The sequence below is a fragment of the Sulfitobacter sp. S223 genome, from assembly GCF_025143825.1.
GTDB lineage: Bacteria > Pseudomonadota > Alphaproteobacteria > Rhodobacterales > Rhodobacteraceae > Sulfitobacter.
In genome coordinates this window covers 419,836-437,748 of sequence record NZ_CP083560.1, presented here as the reverse complement: position 1 = coordinate 437,748, position 17,913 = coordinate 419,836, and the positions used below count along the sequence as shown (strand labels likewise).

The 17,913-nt window shown below is 53.9% G+C and carries 16 protein-coding genes; 11 read left to right on the top strand and 5 right to left on the bottom strand.

The window, feature by feature from the left end:
- Positions 1-172: 172 nt before the first annotated feature.
- Positions 173-679 carry a hydrolase gene (locus K3757_RS02075; protein WP_259998858.1) on the bottom strand — a complete coding sequence of 169 codons (507 nt, stop codon included), beginning with the start codon at positions 677-679 and terminating at the stop codon, positions 173-175.
- Between the two features lie 157 nt (positions 680-836).
- Between K3757_RS02075 and K3757_RS02070 the strand changes: the two genes are divergently transcribed.
- The 8 genes from K3757_RS02070 to K3757_RS02035 all read left to right on the top strand — a co-directional run bounded on the left by K3757_RS02070 (position 837) and on the right by K3757_RS02035 (position 11,201).
- A complete protein-coding gene (locus tag K3757_RS02070) occupies positions 837-1,607 on the top strand; it encodes a glucose 1-dehydrogenase (protein ID WP_259998856.1) in 771 nt (256 codons plus the stop codon).
- A complete protein-coding gene (gene acsA, locus K3757_RS02065; RefSeq protein WP_259998854.1) occupies positions 1,604-3,364 on the top strand; it encodes an acetate--CoA ligase in 1,761 nt (586 codons plus the stop codon). The genes K3757_RS02070 and acsA overlap by 4 nt, the downstream gene beginning before the upstream one ends.
- On the top strand, positions 3,361-5,364 hold the full coding sequence (gene pdhA / locus K3757_RS02060) for a pyruvate dehydrogenase (acetyl-transferring) E1 component subunit alpha (protein WP_259998852.1): 2,004 nt from the start codon (positions 3,361-3,363) through the stop codon (positions 5,362-5,364). The genes acsA and pdhA overlap by 4 nt, the downstream gene beginning before the upstream one ends.
- Complete coding sequence (locus K3757_RS02055) at positions 5,361-6,557, top strand: dihydrolipoamide acetyltransferase family protein (protein WP_259998850.1); 1,197 nt, start codon at positions 5,361-5,363, stop codon at positions 6,555-6,557. The genes pdhA and K3757_RS02055 overlap by 4 nt, the downstream gene beginning before the upstream one ends.
- Positions 6,554-6,799: an acyl carrier protein gene (locus K3757_RS02050; RefSeq protein WP_259998848.1), complete on the top strand. Its 246-nt coding sequence runs from the start codon at positions 6,554-6,556 to the stop codon at positions 6,797-6,799. The genes K3757_RS02055 and K3757_RS02050 overlap by 4 nt, the downstream gene beginning before the upstream one ends.
- A 120-nt stretch (positions 6,800-6,919) precedes the next feature.
- The gene (locus K3757_RS02045; protein ID WP_260001167.1) at positions 6,920-7,618 is read left to right on the top strand and encodes an ABC transporter ATP-binding protein; all 699 of its coding nucleotides are present in this window, start codon (positions 6,920-6,922) and stop codon (positions 7,616-7,618) included.
- 5 nt (positions 7,619-7,623) lie between these two features.
- Positions 7,624-9,987: an FtsX-like permease family protein gene (locus K3757_RS02040; RefSeq protein ID WP_259998846.1), complete on the top strand. Its 2,364-nt coding sequence runs from the start codon at positions 7,624-7,626 to the stop codon at positions 9,985-9,987.
- A gap of 2 nt (positions 9,988-9,989) precedes the next feature.
- Positions 9,990-11,201 carry an efflux RND transporter periplasmic adaptor subunit gene (locus K3757_RS02035; RefSeq protein WP_259998844.1) on the top strand — a complete coding sequence of 404 codons (1,212 nt, stop codon included), beginning with the start codon at positions 9,990-9,992 and terminating at the stop codon, positions 11,199-11,201.
- Between the two features lie 173 nt (positions 11,202-11,374).
- Here K3757_RS02035 and K3757_RS02030 read toward each other — a convergent pair whose 3' ends face one another.
- Positions 11,375-11,728, bottom strand: coding sequence for a phasin family protein (locus K3757_RS02030; protein ID WP_259998842.1), 354 nt, complete (start codon positions 11,726-11,728; stop codon positions 11,375-11,377).
- 229 nt (positions 11,729-11,957) lie between these two features.
- On the opposite strand from K3757_RS02030, the gene K3757_RS02025 reads away from it, so the two are divergent.
- Positions 11,958-13,118 carry a site-2 protease family protein gene (locus K3757_RS02025; protein ID WP_259998840.1) on the top strand — a complete coding sequence of 387 codons (1,161 nt, stop codon included), beginning with the start codon at positions 11,958-11,960 and terminating at the stop codon, positions 13,116-13,118.
- A 96-nt stretch (positions 13,119-13,214) separates the two neighbouring features.
- Here K3757_RS02025 and K3757_RS02020 read toward each other — a convergent pair whose 3' ends face one another.
- Entirely contained in the window at positions 13,215-13,991 is a 777-nt protein-coding gene (locus K3757_RS02020) for a response regulator (RefSeq protein ID WP_259998838.1), read from the bottom strand.
- A 163-nt stretch (positions 13,992-14,154) separates the two neighbouring features.
- Here K3757_RS02020 and K3757_RS02015 point away from each other — a divergent pair, with 163 nt between their 5' ends.
- Complete coding sequence (locus tag K3757_RS02015; RefSeq protein WP_259998837.1) at positions 14,155-14,823, top strand: helix-turn-helix domain-containing protein; 669 nt, start codon at positions 14,155-14,157, stop codon at positions 14,821-14,823.
- 57 nt (positions 14,824-14,880) lie between these two features.
- Here the strand turns inward: K3757_RS02015 and K3757_RS02010 are convergent, their stop codons facing one another.
- Both K3757_RS02010 and K3757_RS02005 read right to left on the bottom strand, forming a co-directional pair.
- Positions 14,881-15,312 carry a DUF2267 domain-containing protein gene (locus K3757_RS02010; protein WP_259998835.1) on the bottom strand — a complete coding sequence of 144 codons (432 nt, stop codon included), beginning with the start codon at positions 15,310-15,312 and terminating at the stop codon, positions 14,881-14,883.
- A 21-nt stretch (positions 15,313-15,333) separates the two neighbouring features.
- The gene (locus K3757_RS02005) at positions 15,334-16,521 is read right to left on the bottom strand and encodes a hypothetical protein (protein ID WP_259998833.1); all 1,188 of its coding nucleotides are present in this window, start codon (positions 16,519-16,521) and stop codon (positions 15,334-15,336) included.
- A gap of 190 nt (positions 16,522-16,711) precedes the next feature.
- Here K3757_RS02005 and K3757_RS02000 point away from each other — a divergent pair, with 190 nt between their 5' ends.
- A complete protein-coding gene (locus K3757_RS02000) occupies positions 16,712-17,551 on the top strand; it encodes a universal stress protein (protein WP_259998831.1) in 840 nt (279 codons plus the stop codon).
- Positions 17,552-17,913: the final 362 nt, after the last annotated feature.

Genomic DNA, 17,913 nt, shown 5'->3' with positions numbered 1-17,913 from the left:
CTTACTGGCGTTTTGCGCAGTTCCCGTAAGGACATCGGCAGAACCTTACAAAATGCGGCTGGATATATCAGGCGTTCCCGAGATATCCGCAACATTGAAGATGTGCCAGATTTGATCTGATTGCGGAATCCGCCAGTGCCCATGCTGGTATCTTTTGGCTGTGCGCAATGTATTAGACCCGCGCGACACCAACCATATAATTTTCGCCGTACGCCTTGGCGCATTTGGGGCATGTCGTATAGAAAAAGAACACGTCCTTGGCTGTCTTACCCATGGCCTTTGCTGCGATCCGCATGTCATGTTCGAAGTCCTTGGCGCGGCGATACGGCCCTTCAAAAACACGCGTAATGAAATCGCCTGATAGCGTGGTCATTTCTTCGGCGGGAACATCTTTTGGAACGGCGAAAAAATGCTCTGCTTGCCACGCGGACAGATCATGGCTCAGGACGATTTCTGTTGTCGGATCAGCGGCACCAGCGCCCTCTATGTGTTCTTGGACACGGGTAAAAACAGCCCCCATATTCCATGGAACATGCATTGCACTGCGCGTCGTAGCGCGAACAAATTTCTTATCCTCGAAATGCAGCTGCTGGTTGTCCCACCCTTCCGGTTTGAAACGCGGACAACACCCTGTGGTGTTTTCGCTGACGTCGTATTCGGGAAACGCGTTGATCTTCATCCGAGCCACCTCTTTCTGACTTAGGCTGATTGATAGCGGTCAGATTATTCCGGTTTGGATCACTCCAATTGACATCGCTCAATCAGACCAGCGTGCGCATCAGGCACTCTGGTCCGAGAAATCTACAACTTGCCACTCAAATACATAGGGGACTGGAATGGGACTCGTTGATGGACTGACGGTCGTTATCACTGGTGCGGCGGCTGGCATCGGCCGCACGACAGCGCTTTGTTTTGCAGCTGAAGGCGCGCAAGTTGTCGTATCAGATATCGACAGCAACGGCGCCGCCGAAACCGTAGCGCTGATCGAAAAGAAACACGGCAAAGCAACGATGGTGGTCGCGGACGTGTCAAAGCCCGCCGATGTCACAAACCTGATAGATCAAGCTGTTGCTACCTACGGCCAGATAGATTGCGCTGTGAATAACGCCGGTATCGAAGGCAAGATAGCGCCTTTGGCGGAGCAACCGGACGAGAATTTTGATGCGATCATATCGGTCAATCTAAAGGGTACGTTCTTGTGCCTGAGAGCCGAAATCGCCGCGATGCTAAAGACGGGCGGCGGTACGATCGTAAACCTATCGTCGGTGGCAGGATTGATCGGCTTCCCGGGATTATCGCCCTATGTTGCGTCCAAGCACGGCGTGGCAGGCTTAACCAAGAACGCCGCGCTCGAATATGCCAAATCCGGCATCCGTGTAAATGCGGTCTGCCCGGGTGGCATTGATACCCGCATGTTGGATTCTTTGGCCGAACAGGCAACAGGCGGCGCACAATCAACCGGCGAGATGATGGACCCGCTGCATCCCATCGGCCGCATTGGCACGCCGCAAGAGGTAGCCGAACTGATCGTCTGGCTATGCTCACCCCGCGCATCCTTCATGACGGGTGCGGTCATCCCTGTCGATGGCGGGTTTGTAGCCCAATGACCGAAACTACTGCGGCAAAGGACATCATCTCAAAGACCGCAGCCCAACGCGCTGCGGCGAATATGCCCGATTATCAGCAGCGGTATGACAGTTTTAACTGGGCTGATGCGCAAGCGTCGCTCGAATGGTTGCCGAACGGCCACCTCAACATCGCGCATGAGGCGATCGAGCGCCATGTCGCAGTTGGCCATGGCGACCAAATTGCGCTGCGCTGGATCGCCAAATCGAGTGAACGGACCGATTACACCTACGGCGATCTTTCCGAGTTAACCAACCGTTTTGCCAACATTCTTCAAGAGATGGGCCTGAAAAAGGGCGACACGGTCTACACATTATTGGGCCGCGTGCCCGACCTTTACATCGCGGCCCTTGGCACAATGAAAGCGGGCTTTGTTTTTTGCCCGCTCTTTTCAGCATTCGGGCCCGAGCCCATTCAGGCCCGGATGGAGATCGGCGGTGCCAAGGCGCTGATTACATCAACTCGATTATACAAACGAAAAGTCGCAGGTATTCGCGACACGCTGCCCGGTTTGAATAGGGTTCTTACGATTGATGGTGAGACCTCTGGCACGACAGCGCTAAAGCCGCTGATGGATGCCGCATCCAGCACGTTTGCCACTGCGCAAACCGATCAAGAAGATCCGGCGCTGTTGCATTTCACGTCTGGCACAACCGGCAAACCCAAGGGCGTCGTTCATGTGCATCAGGCCGTTGTTGCGCACACCGAAACCGGACGCACTGCATTAGATTTGCGTACCGACGATATCTATTGGTGCACGGCTGATCCCGGATGGGTGACGGGCACATCCTACGGCATCATCGCTCCGCTCACCAATAGATGTACCATGATCGTGGACGAAGCCGAATTCGATGCCGCCCGATGGTACGACATTCTGGAAACCGAAGGTGTCAATGTCTGGTACACGGCCCCCACCGCGATCCGAATGTTGATGAAGGCGGGGACAGAGGTCATTGGTCAGCACCGTTTTCCAGATTTGCGGTTCATGGCAAGCGTCGGTGAGCCGCTGAACCCTGCGACCGTGATCTGGAGCAATCAGGCATTCGGCAAACCATTTCATGACAATTGGTGGCAAACCGAGACCGGCGGCATCATGATCGCCAACTACGCATCCATGGATGTAAAACCGGGATCAATGGGCAAACCGCTGCCCGGAATTACCGCAGACATTGTTGAGGTAGAAGGTGACACCGTCACCGAATTAGCGGCGCCGATGAGCATTGGCGAACTGGCGCTACGGCTCGGTTGGCCGTCGATGATGCGCGCCTACCTGAATGAACAAGCACGCTATAACAAATGCTTTAAGGATGGTTGGTATCTGACCGGTGATCTCGCGATGCAGGACGCTGACGGCTATTTCTGGTTCGTTGGGCGCGCAGATGATCTCATCAAAAGCGCGGGGCATCTGATTGGACCGTTTGAGGTTGAAAGCGCCTTGATGGAACACGGTGCCGTTGCCGAAGTAGCGGTGATCGGTCTGCCAGATGAAACCGCCGGTGAAATCGTGAAAGCCTTCGTTGCGCTGAAACCCGGTCATGAACCCACTGACGATCTGCGTCTTGATCTTCTGGGTCACGCCCGCAAACGGCTGGGACCTGCCGTGGCACCGAAGGAAATCGCGTTCCGCAAAAACCTTCCCAAAACCCGCAGTGGCAAGATCATGCGCCGCCTGTTGAAAGCCCGCGAATTGGGGCTGCCCGAAGGAGATATCTCAACCCTCGAAAGTGATGAGAAATGACAGTGACCCGCGCCAAACCCCGCCTTGATACAGCCCACGTTCGCGATTTGCTCAAGACGATGCTGCGCATTCGCCTGTTTGAGGAAAAATGCGCCGAAAGCTATACGCAGGAAAAGATACGCGGTTTTCTGCATCTGTATGACGGTGAAGAGGCGATTGCGGCTGGAATCATCCCTCTTCTTGAAGCGCAGGACCGTCTGGTCGCGACATACCGCGAACATGGCCATGCATTGACGCGCGGAGTGCCGATGGGGGCAATCATGGCCGAGATGTACGGCAAAGCCGAAGGGTGCGCAGGTGGTCGCGGCGGATCCATGCACCTGTTCAGCAAGGATCACAATTTCTACGGCGGCAATGCCATCGTGGGCGGCGGCATCCCAATGGCAGTCGGGCTGGCTCTCGCCGACAAAATGACTTCAAGCAACGCAGTCACAGCCTGTTTCTTTGGCGAAGGCGCGGTTGCGGAAGGTGAGTTTCACGAAAGTCTTAACCTTGCATCCCTTTGGGATCTTCCAATTCTTTTTGTGTGTGAAAACAACGGTTACGCAATGGGTACCGCCCTTGATATATCTGAGGCGGAAACTGACATTTCCACAAAGGCGCGCAGCTATGCCATACAGTCCGAAGTTGTAGACGGCATGGACGTCGTCGCTGTTGAGGCGGCCGCACGTCGCGCCCTGCAAACGATTGCAGAAACAAACGAGCCATATTTTCTGGAATGCCGAACCTACAGGTTTCGGGCCCATTCGATGTTTGATGCCCAGCTTTACCGCGACAAAGCCGAAGTTGCGGAATGGCGGGATAAGGGCCCGATAGCCAGATTTGAAAGTTGGGCGATCAAAAGCGGAATGATTCAGCCGGCTGATCTGCAGGACATCAGGACCGAGATCTTGGTAGAAATAGACGAGGCGGTCAAATTTGCCGAAGCAGGCACTGATGAGCCGGTAGAGAGCTTGGCGCGCTATGTTATGGCCCCTGACCGCCCTGCTCCTCCTGTCGTGCCCGAACCGGGCCCGATGATCCAGACGACCTACCGCGATGCAGTTAAATCCGCGATCACTGACGCGATGGAGCGCGACGACCGGGTCTTCCTGATGGGAGAGGACGTAGGCCGATATGGCGGCTGCTACGCAGTCAGCAAGGGGTTGCTGGACAGGTTCGGGCCCGTGCGTATCCGCGACACACCATTGTCTGAATCCGGTTTTACAGGCGCGGGCATCGGGGCCGCTATTGCAGGAATGCGCCCGATTGTCGAAGTCATGACAGTTAACTTTTCCCTGCTGGCTCTGGATCAGATCATGAATACCGCCGCTACCTTGCGGCACATGTCTAACAACCAGTTCGGCGTACCTGTGGTGATCCGTATGGCGACTGGTGCAGGCAAACAACTCGCCGCGCAACATTCCCACAGCCTTGAGGGGTGGTATGCCCATATCCCCGGTTTGAGAGTACTGGCCCCTGCCACGCTGGAGGACGCGCGTGGCATGCTGTGGACTGCGCTTGAAGATCCGGATCCAGTCCTGATTTTCGAAAATGTCATGCTGTACAATATGGCAGGTGACATCGCTGAAAACGCGGGCCCCGTCGATATTGACCGCGCCGTCGTACGCCGCGCTGGTGACGATATCACTTTGGTGACTTACGGGGGGTCACTTTTCAAAACTCTGGATGCTGCAGACGTCTTGGCCCAATCCGGCATTTCAGCCGAGGTGATTGACCTGCGCAGCTTGCGCCCTCTTGATATGGACACCATCCGCGCGTCATTGGCGCGCACCCACCGTGTTCTGGTGGTTGATGAAGGCTGGCGCAGTGGCAGCCTGTCTGCGGAAATCGGAATGCGTCTGGCAGAAAAGTCGTTCTTCGAACTGGATGCCCCCATTGGAAGAGTGTGCAGCGCAGAGGTCCCGATCCCCTACGCGCGCCATCTGGAACAGGCCGCGCTGCCACAGCCCGCCACCATCGTGGACGCGGTAAAGCAACTAATGAAGCAAGTCCCATGAAGCCGTTTTTAATGCCTTCGCTGGGTGCAGATATGGAGGATGGAATTATGGTCGAACAGCTTGTCGAACCGGGAAGCCCCGTCAAACGGGGCGATATCATCGCAGCGGTGGAAACCCAAAAAGGGACAATCGAAATCGAGGTGTTTGAAGACGGCATTCTGGACAGTTGGACGGTACCGCTGGGCCGCAAGGTTCCCGTCGGCACACCCATTGCAATGATCCGCGCCAGCGACATTCCGGATCCGCCATCCGAACCGGAAATACAAGAGCCCGCTGATCCGATACAGCAACCGGAAGGTCCGGAGATTCAACCGCCGCCACCGGAAAATGCGCCGCCGATCGAGCCTGAAATTGTGCCTCCTGCGTCAAATCTATCGCCCAGAAGGCCCGAACGAACGCGACAGCGGGTGACACCAGCCGCACGCCGCCGCGCGGCGCAGGCAGCCATTGACCTTAGATCATTTGGCACGGAAAAAATTATCTCACTGCGAGACCTATCGCCACTTGAAGAGTTAGATGAAACCACGCCCATGTCTGCCATGCGACAGGCAATTTCAGACGCAATGTCGCGCTCCAAAAGAGAGATTCCGCACTACTACCTGTCCGACACCATCGATCTGACCGCAGCCGAAGAATTTGTCGCCGTCCAAAATGCCGAACGCCCACCTGACCAGCGACTAGTAGCGGGTGTGCTATTCCTGCGCGCGATTGCACGCGCCGTGAAGAAGTATCCTGAGTTCAATGGCCACTTCACGGATGGCCAGTTCGTTCCTGCGGACGCGCCCCATGTGGGAATGGCTATAAACCTGCGTGGCGGCGGTTTGGTTGCCCCCGCTATTCACGACACTGACACGGGCAGCCTGGATCACCTGATGGTACGATTGCGCGATCTTGTTGAGCGTGTACGCCAAGGCCGGTTTCGTGCCCGTGAACTGTCAGATCCGACCATTACCCTGACAAGCCTTGGTGAGCGCGGCGTCGCTGGTATCACTGGCGTTATTTTCCCACCGCAAGTCGCGATCATCGTTATCGGAACACCAAGCTGGCAGCCCGCTGTGCTTGACGGTGGAGTCATTGCACGCCGGAGCGCTACGATCACATTGGCAGCAGATCACCGGGTCAGTGACGGTCATCGCGGCGCCCGCTTCCTGCGGAATATCATCAGCCAGTTGCAAACGCCGGATACACTATGAGCCCCGCAAATCTGCGCGAAGCCCTCATCAAACATCTTGGCCGGATCGCCCCGGAAATTGACATCGACACAATCGATACAAAGGCTGATCTGCGCGATGAATTCGATATCGACTCCATCGATTTTCTGAATTTGGTCACCGCTTTGGGGCGCGAATTTTCCCTGCCAATGCCCGAGGCGGATTATGATCAGATGCAAAGCTTTGACAGTTTGCTCACCTATCTCGAAAACCATACCGCCTGATCCGGTATGATCTTCGCCCCCGGACGGCAGTCAACTCTGCGCCACAGAATTGAGTTCGGTCAATCGCGTCTATCTAACACCCGATAAACCAACCCAAGATAGGAGAGTTTTGTGGCTGGCATGATCTTTAAGACCGAGGGTGTCACCAAGGTTTATGAAACTGGGGAAGTAAAAATTTTCGCATTGGCAGGTGTTGATCTTGCATTGTACGAAAGTGAATTCACTGTGCTTCTCGGCCCGTCTGGCAGTGGTAAATCAACCTTACTAAATATTCTTGGTGGATTAGATCACGCAACAGATGGAAGGGTCTGGTTTAAAGACATCGAATTGACGAACATGTCTGAGCGCGCGCTGACCAAATTTCGCCGCGACCATGTGGGATTTGTGTTTCAGTTCTATAATCTGATGCCAAGCCTGACCGCGCTCGAGAATGTACAACTGGTGACCGATGTGGCGCCCGACCCCATGCCTGCCGATGAAGCACTGGAAATGGTGGGACTAGGCAAGCGGATGAACCACTTCCCCTCCGAGATGTCCGGCGGAGAACAGCAGCGCGTCGCTATCGCACGTGCCATTGCAAAGCGCCCCCAGATTTTGCTGTGTGATGAACCCACCGGCGCACTCGACAGCAAAACCGGCGTTCAGGTGCTCGAAGTGCTTCGCGATATCAATGAAAAGTTCGGGACCACCACAGTCGTGATCACGCATAATGCCGATATCCAACGGATGGCCCACCGCGTCATCTTTTTCCAAGATGGCAAAATTAGTGAGGTGCGCGTGAACGAAAACCGCCTTGCCCCTGCAGAAATCACATGGTGATCGGGATGCGAGCAATAAACAAAAAACTCCTTAGGGATTTTCGACGGCTCTCACTACAGGCCGTTGCGATTGCTCTCGTCCTTGCCTGTGGCGTTGCTATTCTTTTGACATCGGTCGGGATGCATAAGGCGTTGTCCGAAACGCGCGATGCCTACTATGAGCGCAACCGGTTTGCAGACGTTTTCGCTCAGGCGAAACGCGTACCCTTGTCCTTGCTGCCAGAGATAGAGCGTATCGACGGGGTAATCGGCGTCGAAGCACGCATATCAGGGGCCGCGATCCTCGACATAGCTGGCAGTACGCGCACGGCGGTAGGCCACATCATTTCATACCCTGAATCGTCCGAACCCCTATTGAATGTCCCCGTTCTCGTTTCGGGGCGCCTGCCAGACCCACTCAAGAGCGATGAAGTCCTGGTCAATGCACCTTTCGCAGAAGCCAACAAATTTCAATTGGACGACACGTTCGGGGCCAATATCAACGGCCAGAAACGTGAACTTGTCATCGTTGGAACAGCATTGTCGCCTGAATTTGTTTACACCATCGGACCGGGGGCACTGATGCCCGACAATGAGGCCTTCGGAATAATCTGGATGCCCGAACGTACGGTCGCTGCGGTCTTTGATATGGACGGCGCGTTCAACGATGTGTCGCTTTCACTGGCCGCGGGCATCCAACAGGATGCGGTGATCGACAGGCTTGATATACTCCTAGCGCCCTACGGGGGCTTGGCGGCCTATGGTCGGTCCAATCATCAGTCAGATGCCTTCCTTGATGCGCAATTGAAAGAACTCAAAGGGATGGCGATCGTCCTACCGCCTGTCTTTTTTGCGATCTCGGGGTTTCTGGTCAGCATGGTCATGAGCCGCATCATCACGCTGGAACGCAGCGAGATTGGCCTGTTAAAGGCCGTTGGCTATACGAACGCTGAAATTTGCCTGCATTACCTGATGCTGGCCGCGTTGGTTGCGGTGGTAGGTGTTGTGATTGGCTGGATTACCGGCACGGCACTGGCACGGGCAACGGCTTGGCAATATGCCCAGTTTTTTGATTTTCCTTATGTGATCTTTCAGGTTCCTTATTGGGTTTATGCGGTGGCCGGACTGGCAGGCGTTGCCACGACCAGCTTAGGGGCCGCGCAGGGCGCGCTAAAAGCAGCAACTCTTGCACCAGCAATCGCAATGCAACCCCCGTCCCCACCTAGGTTCAAGCGGACATTCATGGACGATGCCATGGCTCGCATGCGCCTAACACAATCGACCGTGATGATCCTGCGGTCCCTGCTGCGCTGGCCATTGCGCAGCACGTTAACTGCGCTTGGGCTTGCTCTGGCCGTTGCGTCCGTCATTTCAGCAACTTTCATCAGCGATGCGCTGGACGAAATTATCGATTTCGCCTTTCACCAGACAAACCGACAAGACGCGATGCTGCTGTTTGCTGAAGACCTACCCGAGGCTGCGTTAGAAGATGTGCGAAACCTGCCCGGGGTGTTGCAAGCTGAAGGCCAACAGTTTCATGCAGCCAAATTGCGCAATGGTCATCTGGAAAAACGCGTGACGATTGAATCGCGCCACCCTGACAGTAACCTAAGCCGCATTCTGGATACGGATGGCAACACAGTGGATACCCCAGCGGGCGGCATCGTTCTTTCAGAAAGGCTCGCGGAGCAGCTGGGCGCACAGGTAGGTGAACAGATCCAAGTCGAATTCCTGAGCGGCAGGCGTGAAACCGTTCAGGTTGGTGTGACAATGATAGTCGAGTTGCACTTTGGCTTGGGCGCTTACATGGATTTTGAGTATATGAACGCGCTCTTTCGTCAGGCCCCGCGTATATCAGCCGCGAACATCACGCTGGACAAAAGCCAGACAAATGCCCTGCACGCGGCGATCAAGAACACCCCGCGCATCGCGGGATTAGCGGAAATGACCGAGAACCGCAGATCATTTCAAGCTACCATTGAGCAGAACGTCTTTGTCATGAACACCATTTACGTCGTGATTGCTGTGTTGATCACAATTGGCGTCACTTACAACGCGGCGCGCATACAGCTGTCGGAGCGGGCCAGAGAACTGGCAAGCCTACGCATTCTCGGGTTTGGACGGGGCGAAGTATCCTATATTCTGATGGGCGAAATGATGTTGATCGCGGTAATTGCACAACCGTTTGGCTGGCTAATCGGATCATGGATCGCGCAGCTGATGACCAATGCCTTCACCAGTGATCTGTACGCGATACCTTTGATTTTAAAGCCGGCGACTTTCACGAAAGCCAGCCTTGTGGTTCTGATCGCATCAGCTTTATCGCTGCTGATCGTGCAACGTAGACTGGATCGGCTGGATTTGGTGTCGGCCATGAAGACACGGGAGTGACAATGACACATTCAACACGCACGATATCCTTGATCTTACTTGGCATCGCCCTGATTACAGGGCTGACATATGTCAGTTTTCGCACGCAACCTGTGCCGGTTGACGTTGCCACAGTTTCGCGCGGCCCACTTGAAGTCACGATCAATGCTGACGGCCAAACCAAAGTGCGCGATTTGTACGAAGTCGCCGCACCGATTTCAGGAACAGCAATGCGATCACCAGTGCATGAAGGGGATACCGTCTTCGCCGGTGAAACAATCGTTGCAATCTTGCGCCCTTCATCATCGGTCCTTCTGGACGCACGGTCGCAGCTTCAGGCCGAAGCCGCTTTGGACGAAGCAATGGCCGCGCGGGTCGTCGCCGAGGCGGATCTGAAACAGGCGCAAGAAACCAGCACCTACGCACGGTCACAATTTGAACGGACGCGAACGATGGTGGAACGTGGTGTGGCATCAGTCACACGACTGGAGGATGCCAGCCAACAGCTTGCCGTAGCAGATGCGGCGATTGAAGCCGCTCAAGCCCGCATAGATATGGCTGATGGCAAAATTCAACGCGCGCGCGCCAACCTGCTGTTACCCACCGATGGGCGGTTGGCACAAAATGACTGTTGCGTTGAAATAAAGTCCCCCGCCGACGGCATCGTGCTTTCAGTTGCCGCCATAAGCGAACGGCCTGTCACAGCCGGTACGCCGCTTTTGAGTATAGGCGACCCCGAAAAACTGGAGCTCGTCGCCGACATCTTGTCCAATGACGCGGTCCGGCTGCCCTCTGATGCGCTTGCCTATGTTGAACGCTGGGGAGGCGATGCCGTGCTTGAAGCAAAGCTGGACCGGATATACCCGCAGGCCCGAACCAAGGTTTCAGCGCTCGGCATCGAAGAACAGCGCGTCGATGCTTATTTCACCCTGACAAGCGAAAGCGATGCACGTGCAAACCTCAATGACGGGTTTTCTGTATTCCTGCGAATTGTCGAATGGCGCGCGGATGATGTCTTACAAGTCCCACTCAGCGCCGCGTTCCGCAAAGGGCCTGAATGGGCTGTTTTCCTGCTGCAAGACGGCATCGCGGAACTGCGCGTCGTAAGCTTGGGCCGCCGCAATGACAGAATGGTAGAGGTGCTGGCCAACCTGACCGAAGGCGAAAAAGTCGTCACACACCCCAGCGATAAAATCAGCGCGGGGGTCCCGTTGGTAGAACGGAGGCAACCATGACCAAATAAGAAATGGCCCTGAAAAGGGAAAACACGCCGTCGCATTGGTTTTTGAACCAGTTGATAGACTGCCGATTTCACCAGAATAGGTCGACGACAAGAAATAGCTCAGCCCACTCAAAAATGCGGGAAGATCGTTAGCATAGCGCTGGCAGGTCAGATGTTCGAATGACTCTAGTTCGTTTTGCCATCGCTTATCGAAGCTTGGGACGCCTTGCCAATCGCAAGCAGTTTATGGGTCTCGGCCTGATATTGCTTCATCGCCTTCTCCATGAATTCACCCTGAACGCGCTGCACGTCAGCGATGGTTTTACAATTCATGATATCCTGCTGCGTTTTCACGTCTTCTCTAATCCGGTCCACAACGAAGCTTGAGACTTCTGCACGCATGTCATTGATCATTTCAGTCCAGGCAGCGCTCATTTCAATCATGTTACCGAGCAAAGTTTCCTGAACTTTGCCGAACATGCCAAAAGGGTCGCTGCTTTTACTGGGTGTCGGATTTGGTGTCTCTGATTTGGTGGTCATTTTTCGGCCTCTCCGGCTTGTGCAGTTACCGGTTGAACCTAGGCTGTTTATCCCGACTTCCATTGACAATTCTCAATGCAGCACAGCGATTGGCGCAAGAAAATATAGGTATTTATGCAACACACCTAGTGCTAGATGACAGGTTTTGTCATCCTAGCGGATCACGATTGATCCATGTCACTCGGGCAGCTTCAACGCTCGGTAATATTCTCTTAAAAATGAGAGTGCCATGTTTTCTAACGCGATCAAAATATTCACGTTTAATCGGTTCGACATAAAAGTCGATCCAAGCTGGCTGATCATTGCTGCGCTCATAACTTGGACCTTATCACGCGAGTTCTTTCCAAGTGTGATGCCCAACGCGAGCCCCCTTATCTACTTCATAGTCGCCGTCATCGCGATGCTGGGTCTGTTTGCTTCTCTGCTATTGCATGAGCTGGCGCATTCCATTGCTGCGCGTCGTCTTGGCGTTCAAATCAAGAGCATAACGCTTTTCCTGTTTGGAGGCGTGGCCGAGCTTGAATCTGATCCTCCGTCGGCGCGCGCAGAAATCCAGATAGCAGCAGCAGGCCCCCTGATGTCGCTTTGCCTTGCCGCAGGCTTTTGGGTACTGGAATATCTTGCCGCAGTGCTTGGCCTGCCCATCGCATTCATCGAAATCGCCTCTTACCTTTCGACCATCAATCTTGTGCTTGCTATATTCAATCTGCTGCCGGCCTTTCCACTTGATGGTGGGCGGATTCTACGCGCAGCGTTGTGGGCGCGATCTGGCAATGCCCTCTCTGCTACCCGCATCGCCACGCAAGCAGGCACATTTCTCGCGTATTCCTTGATGGGTTTGGGCATCCTAGTGCTGTGGCAAGGCGCGATAGTTGCCGGACTTTGGCAACTAATAATAGGCGGGTTTGTTTTGTTGGCCGCCCGTGCCAGCTACTCCCAAGAGCTCGCTAAGGTTGCTTTTGGTGACCAGACAGTCAAAGCGCTGATGACGCATGACCCCGTTACAGCAAGCCCTGAGATGACCATTTCTGAGCTGGCGGATGACATCATCCTGGAGAAACGTTTGACCTTTGTTCCAGTTGTCGAAGGCGATGTACTTCTTGGTCAGGTAGACCTGTCCATTCTGGCGGGGATTGAACGTGAAAACTGGAAATCTATACGGGTCGATGATGTCTTTGTTAACTTGGGAAGTTCGTCCACCATTGATGAGAGCACCCTGATAAAGGACCTTTTCGAAACCATCTCGAAAACTGGGCAGCGCAAGTTTTTGGTCCTGTCGAACCATAAACTGGTCGGCGTGGTCACTTTCTCTGATTTAATCCGACATCTGGCTATTCATGATCAGCTACAGCAACCGGTTTATGCACCCGTAAAGCACGTCAAAACCTAACAGGACAATTTGGAAACGAGAGTTCAGGGCCCCCGGTACTGAAGCCTTTAGCTGATCATGATTGCTCACTGATCTGCACCTTGAACCGATGCGTTCCTAAGTTCGCCTAGAAGGCAAAGCAGACTGATCAAGCGTCTTCACATCGCAAGAAAGCGTATATCCAACGCCGCGGACAGTCTTGATCAACTTCGGGGCTGAAGGATCCCGTTCAATTTTCTTGCGCAGTCGGGCAACCTGATTGTCGATTGTACGATCCAACGCATTCCACTCGGTTCCCCCCGTCAGGTCCATCAGCTGATCCCGCGACAAGACGCGCTTCGGGCGTTCCAAGAATGCCATAAGCAGTTTGAAATCACCGCTGGTCAAACCGATATCCTTGTCGTCTCTATCAAGTATTTCAAGACTATCAGGGTCTACAATCATACCGTCGAAACAGTATTTCGGGCTACCCTCTCTATGGGATGCCTCCGCTTTGAACGGGTCCGAGAATGCCGGTGCCGCGTTGCTTTCACTGCGGCGCAAAACACTTCTGATACGGGCTGTGACTTCGCGGATGTGAAATGGTTTTGTGATATAATCATCTGCTCCGACCTCAAGGCCCACAACGCAGTCGATCGTATCGTTTTTTCCCGTCACCATGATGATAGGCACTTGGGAAATGCGCCTGATCTCGCGTGCGAGCGCAACCCCGTTATCCTTTCCCAGATGTACGTCCAGGGTGATGAGGCTAACGCGCTGATTCTCGAATCTGTCGAAAGTTTCGGCTGCGTCTTTCGCTTCGACCACCAAAAATCCGTCATCCTCCAGTACATTCCGCAAGACGGCCCTGATTTTGGGGTCATCGTCAACGACCAGAATTGTCTGAGCTTTCATAGTATCCTCATTGAAATGATTTGAGAATTACGTGCCGGAGGCCCGCCCCTTACTCGATACTGCGCCGCGATTACAATTTGATACAAAACTATACTTAGCCACAGTAACCCACATTACATCGAACTCTCAAGGTGATCTCAATATCAACCTGGAGTATCGCCAAATGTACGTCACACACCCCACGGACCATTTGTCCGAAAATCCTGTTTCAGCGTTTTCCAACAATCGTGCCAAAGCACGCGAAGCCCGGCTAAAGCCCGGAGACTGGCTCTTTTTTGAAGGCGACGAGGTTGAGTGGCTATACCTGATCAAAAGCGGTGTCATTCGTCTGACCCGCATGCTCGAAAACGGGCGCAGGCAAGTCATATCTTTTGGTTATCCCGGGGACATCATCGGTTTTCCGGCGGACGGCCTGCATCACACCGACTGCGAAAGCCTGACCATAGCGCGCCTACAACCAATCCGGCGGGCCCATCTGGAAAGCGGGCGTGATGACCCGACTATGCACCGCGCCCTGCTACAGTCCGCACTGCATGAAATCTGTTCAATGCAGGACCACTTCATGATGCTTGGCCGGAAATCCGCCACTGAAAGGCTGACATCTTTCCTTTATGTCCTGTCAGAGCGGGTGGGTAAGAAACTGGATTCAGGTTATGAAATCCATCTGCCGATGAGCCGTGCCGACATTGCCGATTTCCTTGGCCTTGCAACTGAAACTGTTAGCCGGACCTTTACCCAATTGCGGATGAGCAAGGTTATCGAGATCGAAAACATTCAAACAATTATTATCCCCAATCCCGAGATGCTTCTGGATTTGTCCCTTCAGGACTAAACCAGCCACCCGTTCGAAACAGAGGTCATGTTGGGTCAGATTTAGCTTTGCGATCCCTTAAGGAACGGTCCAGAGCGATCGTATATCTTCCGACATGACCGAACGGACATTTTCGATTTCCCCTCTGCTGATGCGCGCATTGAGCAGATCAAAGACGCATTTGATGTCTTCGCGCCCCCTGTATTCTTCGCATTCGTTCATAAGACCATTAATGTATGCAACAAAGTCAGCAGCGTGTCGCTCCTTGATCGGCGTTGTTTTGGGCACCCATTCTTCAAAAAAGAACCCTCGAATAAGTATCGGCAATTGCGCTGAAAACTGGGCCAGTTCATCCACATGCAAATGATCGCGGATGTGGTGCAAAGTGACACGCAATAGGCGCAAAGCGCTGCGTTTCGAAGACCAGTCAAGCCGACCAGCAAGCTCATTGATCCACTCATGGGTCAAATGGACACTATGATCGATCACTTCCAATCCTTGAGCCGTCATTGTCGTTCTCCTTTTTCAGGTTCAGTCTTCGTTAGGTTTCATGTCGACATTCAGGGCGATATCAGGGTTGCTGCTCAGCCTTTCGAACATCGCGCGCGTCATCGCACCAACGCCCAGCAAGACGAGCGTATAATTAACGCCCCAACCGACGAACGGGATGAAGTTCAGCAGGCCGACCACGATAAGAGCAGCCCCAAACACGACCAGCCGCGAGATCGCGCTTGGATCATCTGGGCCGCCAAAGCCCTGCCAAATCCGCATCGCCACACCGTAGGTACCCAAGGCGTACCCAAAGGTCCAAGCCACGATGATTATAAGCAACACAATCGGTACAAACGGCAGTCCGATCACAGTGAGCGCCGTGATTGGAACTAGGCCAAACAAGATCGACAGACCAATTACACCAAGCACGATTGTCTTGCCCATGGAGTCTGAAATACTGCGACGCAACCGTGAAAGGCGCTTGGGCATGAACCCCAACATCAGCGCGCCAAGCACCAAGAAGAATAACAGCGATAGAACAAAGCCAAACAGAATGGATGCAAAGGTCGGAAAGACCGGCATCTCTTTTCTGACAGCCTCCCATTCGGCCCATGCATCACCTGCGGTTCGGGCCTTGAATACGACCCGTTCGCTTTGCGCCACCCGCGCAGGAACCGCAATTTTATCCTTCAATGATAAGGTCAACGTCCCGTTGATTTGTGCATCAGGGCCAAAGGACAATGTTTTTGCCGAAATTCGGGCATCTCCTATGACCACTGAATTCAAAATCACGTCTTGCCCGGCCACCATCAAGGTACCATCGACAGCACCTTCGACAGTGACGGAGTTTCCAAACAATCTTGCGTTGCCTTGCGTTGCGGATGAAGGCGTTGTGCGCACCGAAAAACCGGCGGCCGTGAGATCGTGCCCAACTGTGCTGCGGATCAGCACGTTGGCACCGACTGCATATAGATCTTCGGCTGTCGCAGTGCTTACGGAAACATCCAGACCTGTGGCGTGCAAATCCGCACCAACTGCACCCGTTGCTTCGATGGTGCGGGCAGCAAGGAACATGTCACCGCTTGACTGGACCGTTTCGTTAATCTGCTCTCCGGAGACATAGGTATCACTTCCGAGCGTGACCAAATTAGTTTCGGCCAACGACGCGCTAACCAAGCATAGCAACGCAGTGAACATGAAGGTCACAACCTGCGTGATCCTGAACATTTGGCCGCTCCTTTCAACTGTCTGACGTCGATACAAATACAACAGGAAAGCACGGTTCGATTGACGCGGGTCAATCGAATGGCCCCGCATTTCGCTAAACGGAAAGGAGCACAGAAGCGGAAATGGGCAAGGCGGGAAAGTCTGTTCGGTCAACCGCGATTGGGCAGAATACCTTCAAAGGAGCGTCACTATGAGACCCAAGACTATTCTGATTTGCCTGACGACACCGGAGCACGCCGGAACACTTCTATCAGTCGCTGTTCCACTCGCGCGCAAATATAACGCCCACTTAATTGGCCTACACACACTAGAGGCGTTGGTCGTTTATCCCGGCATTGCCATACATGTACCTCCGGAAACCTTTGTCGCGTTTGATGAAAGCCAAAAGAAGTCCGCCGAAGCCATCTCGACCATTTTTTCCAACCATACCCGAAACGAAGATTTCGTCAGTGAGTTCCGACTTGTTAAGGCAGAGTCTTCTTCCGCAGTTGAGCGTATGATCGAAAGCGCGCGCGGCGCGGATCTGGTTATTATGGCCCAGGAAGACAAAAACAGCGATCGCTTCGATCAACGCCGCGCACAGGCGCAGGTTATTCGCGAAAGCGGGCGTCCTGTTCTTGTCGTGCCACATGACTATGAGGGACCCGAGATAGGCAAAAACATTCTATTGGGCTGGAGCGACACTCGGGAAGCCACACGCGCCGCGCATGATATGCTATGCATTGCCGATGAAGGCGCCGAACTGACAGTTTTACGTGTGCAAAGCGCTTCTCAAGAGGTTCTCCACGACTCTGATGCCATTGACGTCACAGAAATGCTGTCGCGACATGGATTAAAGCCCACATTGGAATATCGGGATATCGTGGGGGATGGGATCGCACAGGTACTGAATACAGTTGCCTTTGAAAAAGGGGCCGACATGATTGTCACAGGCGCGTTCGGGCACTCAAAAGCGTTCGACTTTGTTATCGGCGCGACGACCTTTAGCCTCCTGAAAGACCACAAGGTACCTGTCCTGTTCAGCAAGTAGACTTCTGCACAGTTGCCTTACTTTTCGCGTCGGCCAGACCCAAGCAGCACTGATGGTCTGGCCGACCTACTGAAACGCGCGCGATATGGAGAGGATCTGGTGCCATCAGGGAAAGTCAGCCTGTAAAGTGATCACGGTTCATGGGAAAGCTTCATGAATGAGCATGAATTGATATTCTGAATGCAGAAGAATGGGGCCGGAGCGCACATATCTGGATCAGCCCTCCATGGCTACGCTATGACTGGCTCCGATTTGGTTGCGAGCAGGGTGGCCGCAGCATGGCCAGCACCAGTATTCACACCATCCGGAGAACCCGATTGGGATAGCGGCTACCCGACGATCAGAAACTTCGCGTAAGGCTT

What these genes read in the sequence shown, in the direction of transcription:
- pdhA (WP_259998852.1), top strand. Translation starts at nt 3,361, where the DNA reads ATGACAGTGACCCGCGCCAAACCCCGCCTTGATACAGCCCACGTTCGC.
- acsA (WP_259998854.1), top strand. Translation starts at nt 1,604, where the DNA reads ATGACCGAAACTACTGCGGCAAAGGACATCATCTCAAAGACCGCAGCC.
- K3757_RS02005 (WP_259998833.1), bottom strand. Translation starts at nt 16,521, where the DNA reads ATGTTCAGGATCACGCAGGTTGTGACCTTCATGTTCACTGCGTTGCTA.
- K3757_RS02045 (WP_260001167.1), top strand. Translation starts at nt 6,920, where the DNA reads ATGATCTTTAAGACCGAGGGTGTCACCAAGGTTTATGAAACTGGGGAA.
- K3757_RS02015 (WP_259998837.1), top strand. Translation starts at nt 14,155, where the DNA reads ATGTACGTCACACACCCCACGGACCATTTGTCCGAAAATCCTGTTTCA.
- K3757_RS02040 (WP_259998846.1), top strand. Translation starts at nt 7,624, where the DNA reads ATGCGAGCAATAAACAAAAAACTCCTTAGGGATTTTCGACGGCTCTCA.
- K3757_RS02000 (WP_259998831.1), top strand. Translation starts at nt 16,712, where the DNA reads ATGAGACCCAAGACTATTCTGATTTGCCTGACGACACCGGAGCACGCC.
- K3757_RS02055 (WP_259998850.1), top strand. Translation starts at nt 5,361, where the DNA reads ATGAAGCCGTTTTTAATGCCTTCGCTGGGTGCAGATATGGAGGATGGA.
- K3757_RS02030 (WP_259998842.1), bottom strand. Translation starts at nt 11,728, where the DNA reads ATGACCACCAAATCAGAGACACCAAATCCGACACCCAGTAAAAGCAGC.
- K3757_RS02025 (WP_259998840.1), top strand. Translation starts at nt 11,958, where the DNA reads ATGTTTTCTAACGCGATCAAAATATTCACGTTTAATCGGTTCGACATA.
- K3757_RS02010 (WP_259998835.1), bottom strand. Translation starts at nt 15,312, where the DNA reads ATGACGGCTCAAGGATTGGAAGTGATCGATCATAGTGTCCATTTGACC.
- K3757_RS02075 (WP_259998858.1), bottom strand. Translation starts at nt 679, where the DNA reads ATGAAGATCAACGCGTTTCCCGAATACGACGTCAGCGAAAACACCACA.
- K3757_RS02020 (WP_259998838.1), bottom strand. Translation starts at nt 13,991, where the DNA reads ATGAAAGCTCAGACAATTCTGGTCGTTGACGATGACCCCAAAATCAGG.
- K3757_RS02035 (WP_259998844.1), top strand. Translation starts at nt 9,990, where the DNA reads ATGACACATTCAACACGCACGATATCCTTGATCTTACTTGGCATCGCC.
- K3757_RS02070 (WP_259998856.1), top strand. Translation starts at nt 837, where the DNA reads ATGGGACTCGTTGATGGACTGACGGTCGTTATCACTGGTGCGGCGGCT.
- K3757_RS02050 (WP_259998848.1), top strand. Translation starts at nt 6,554, where the DNA reads ATGAGCCCCGCAAATCTGCGCGAAGCCCTCATCAAACATCTTGGCCGG.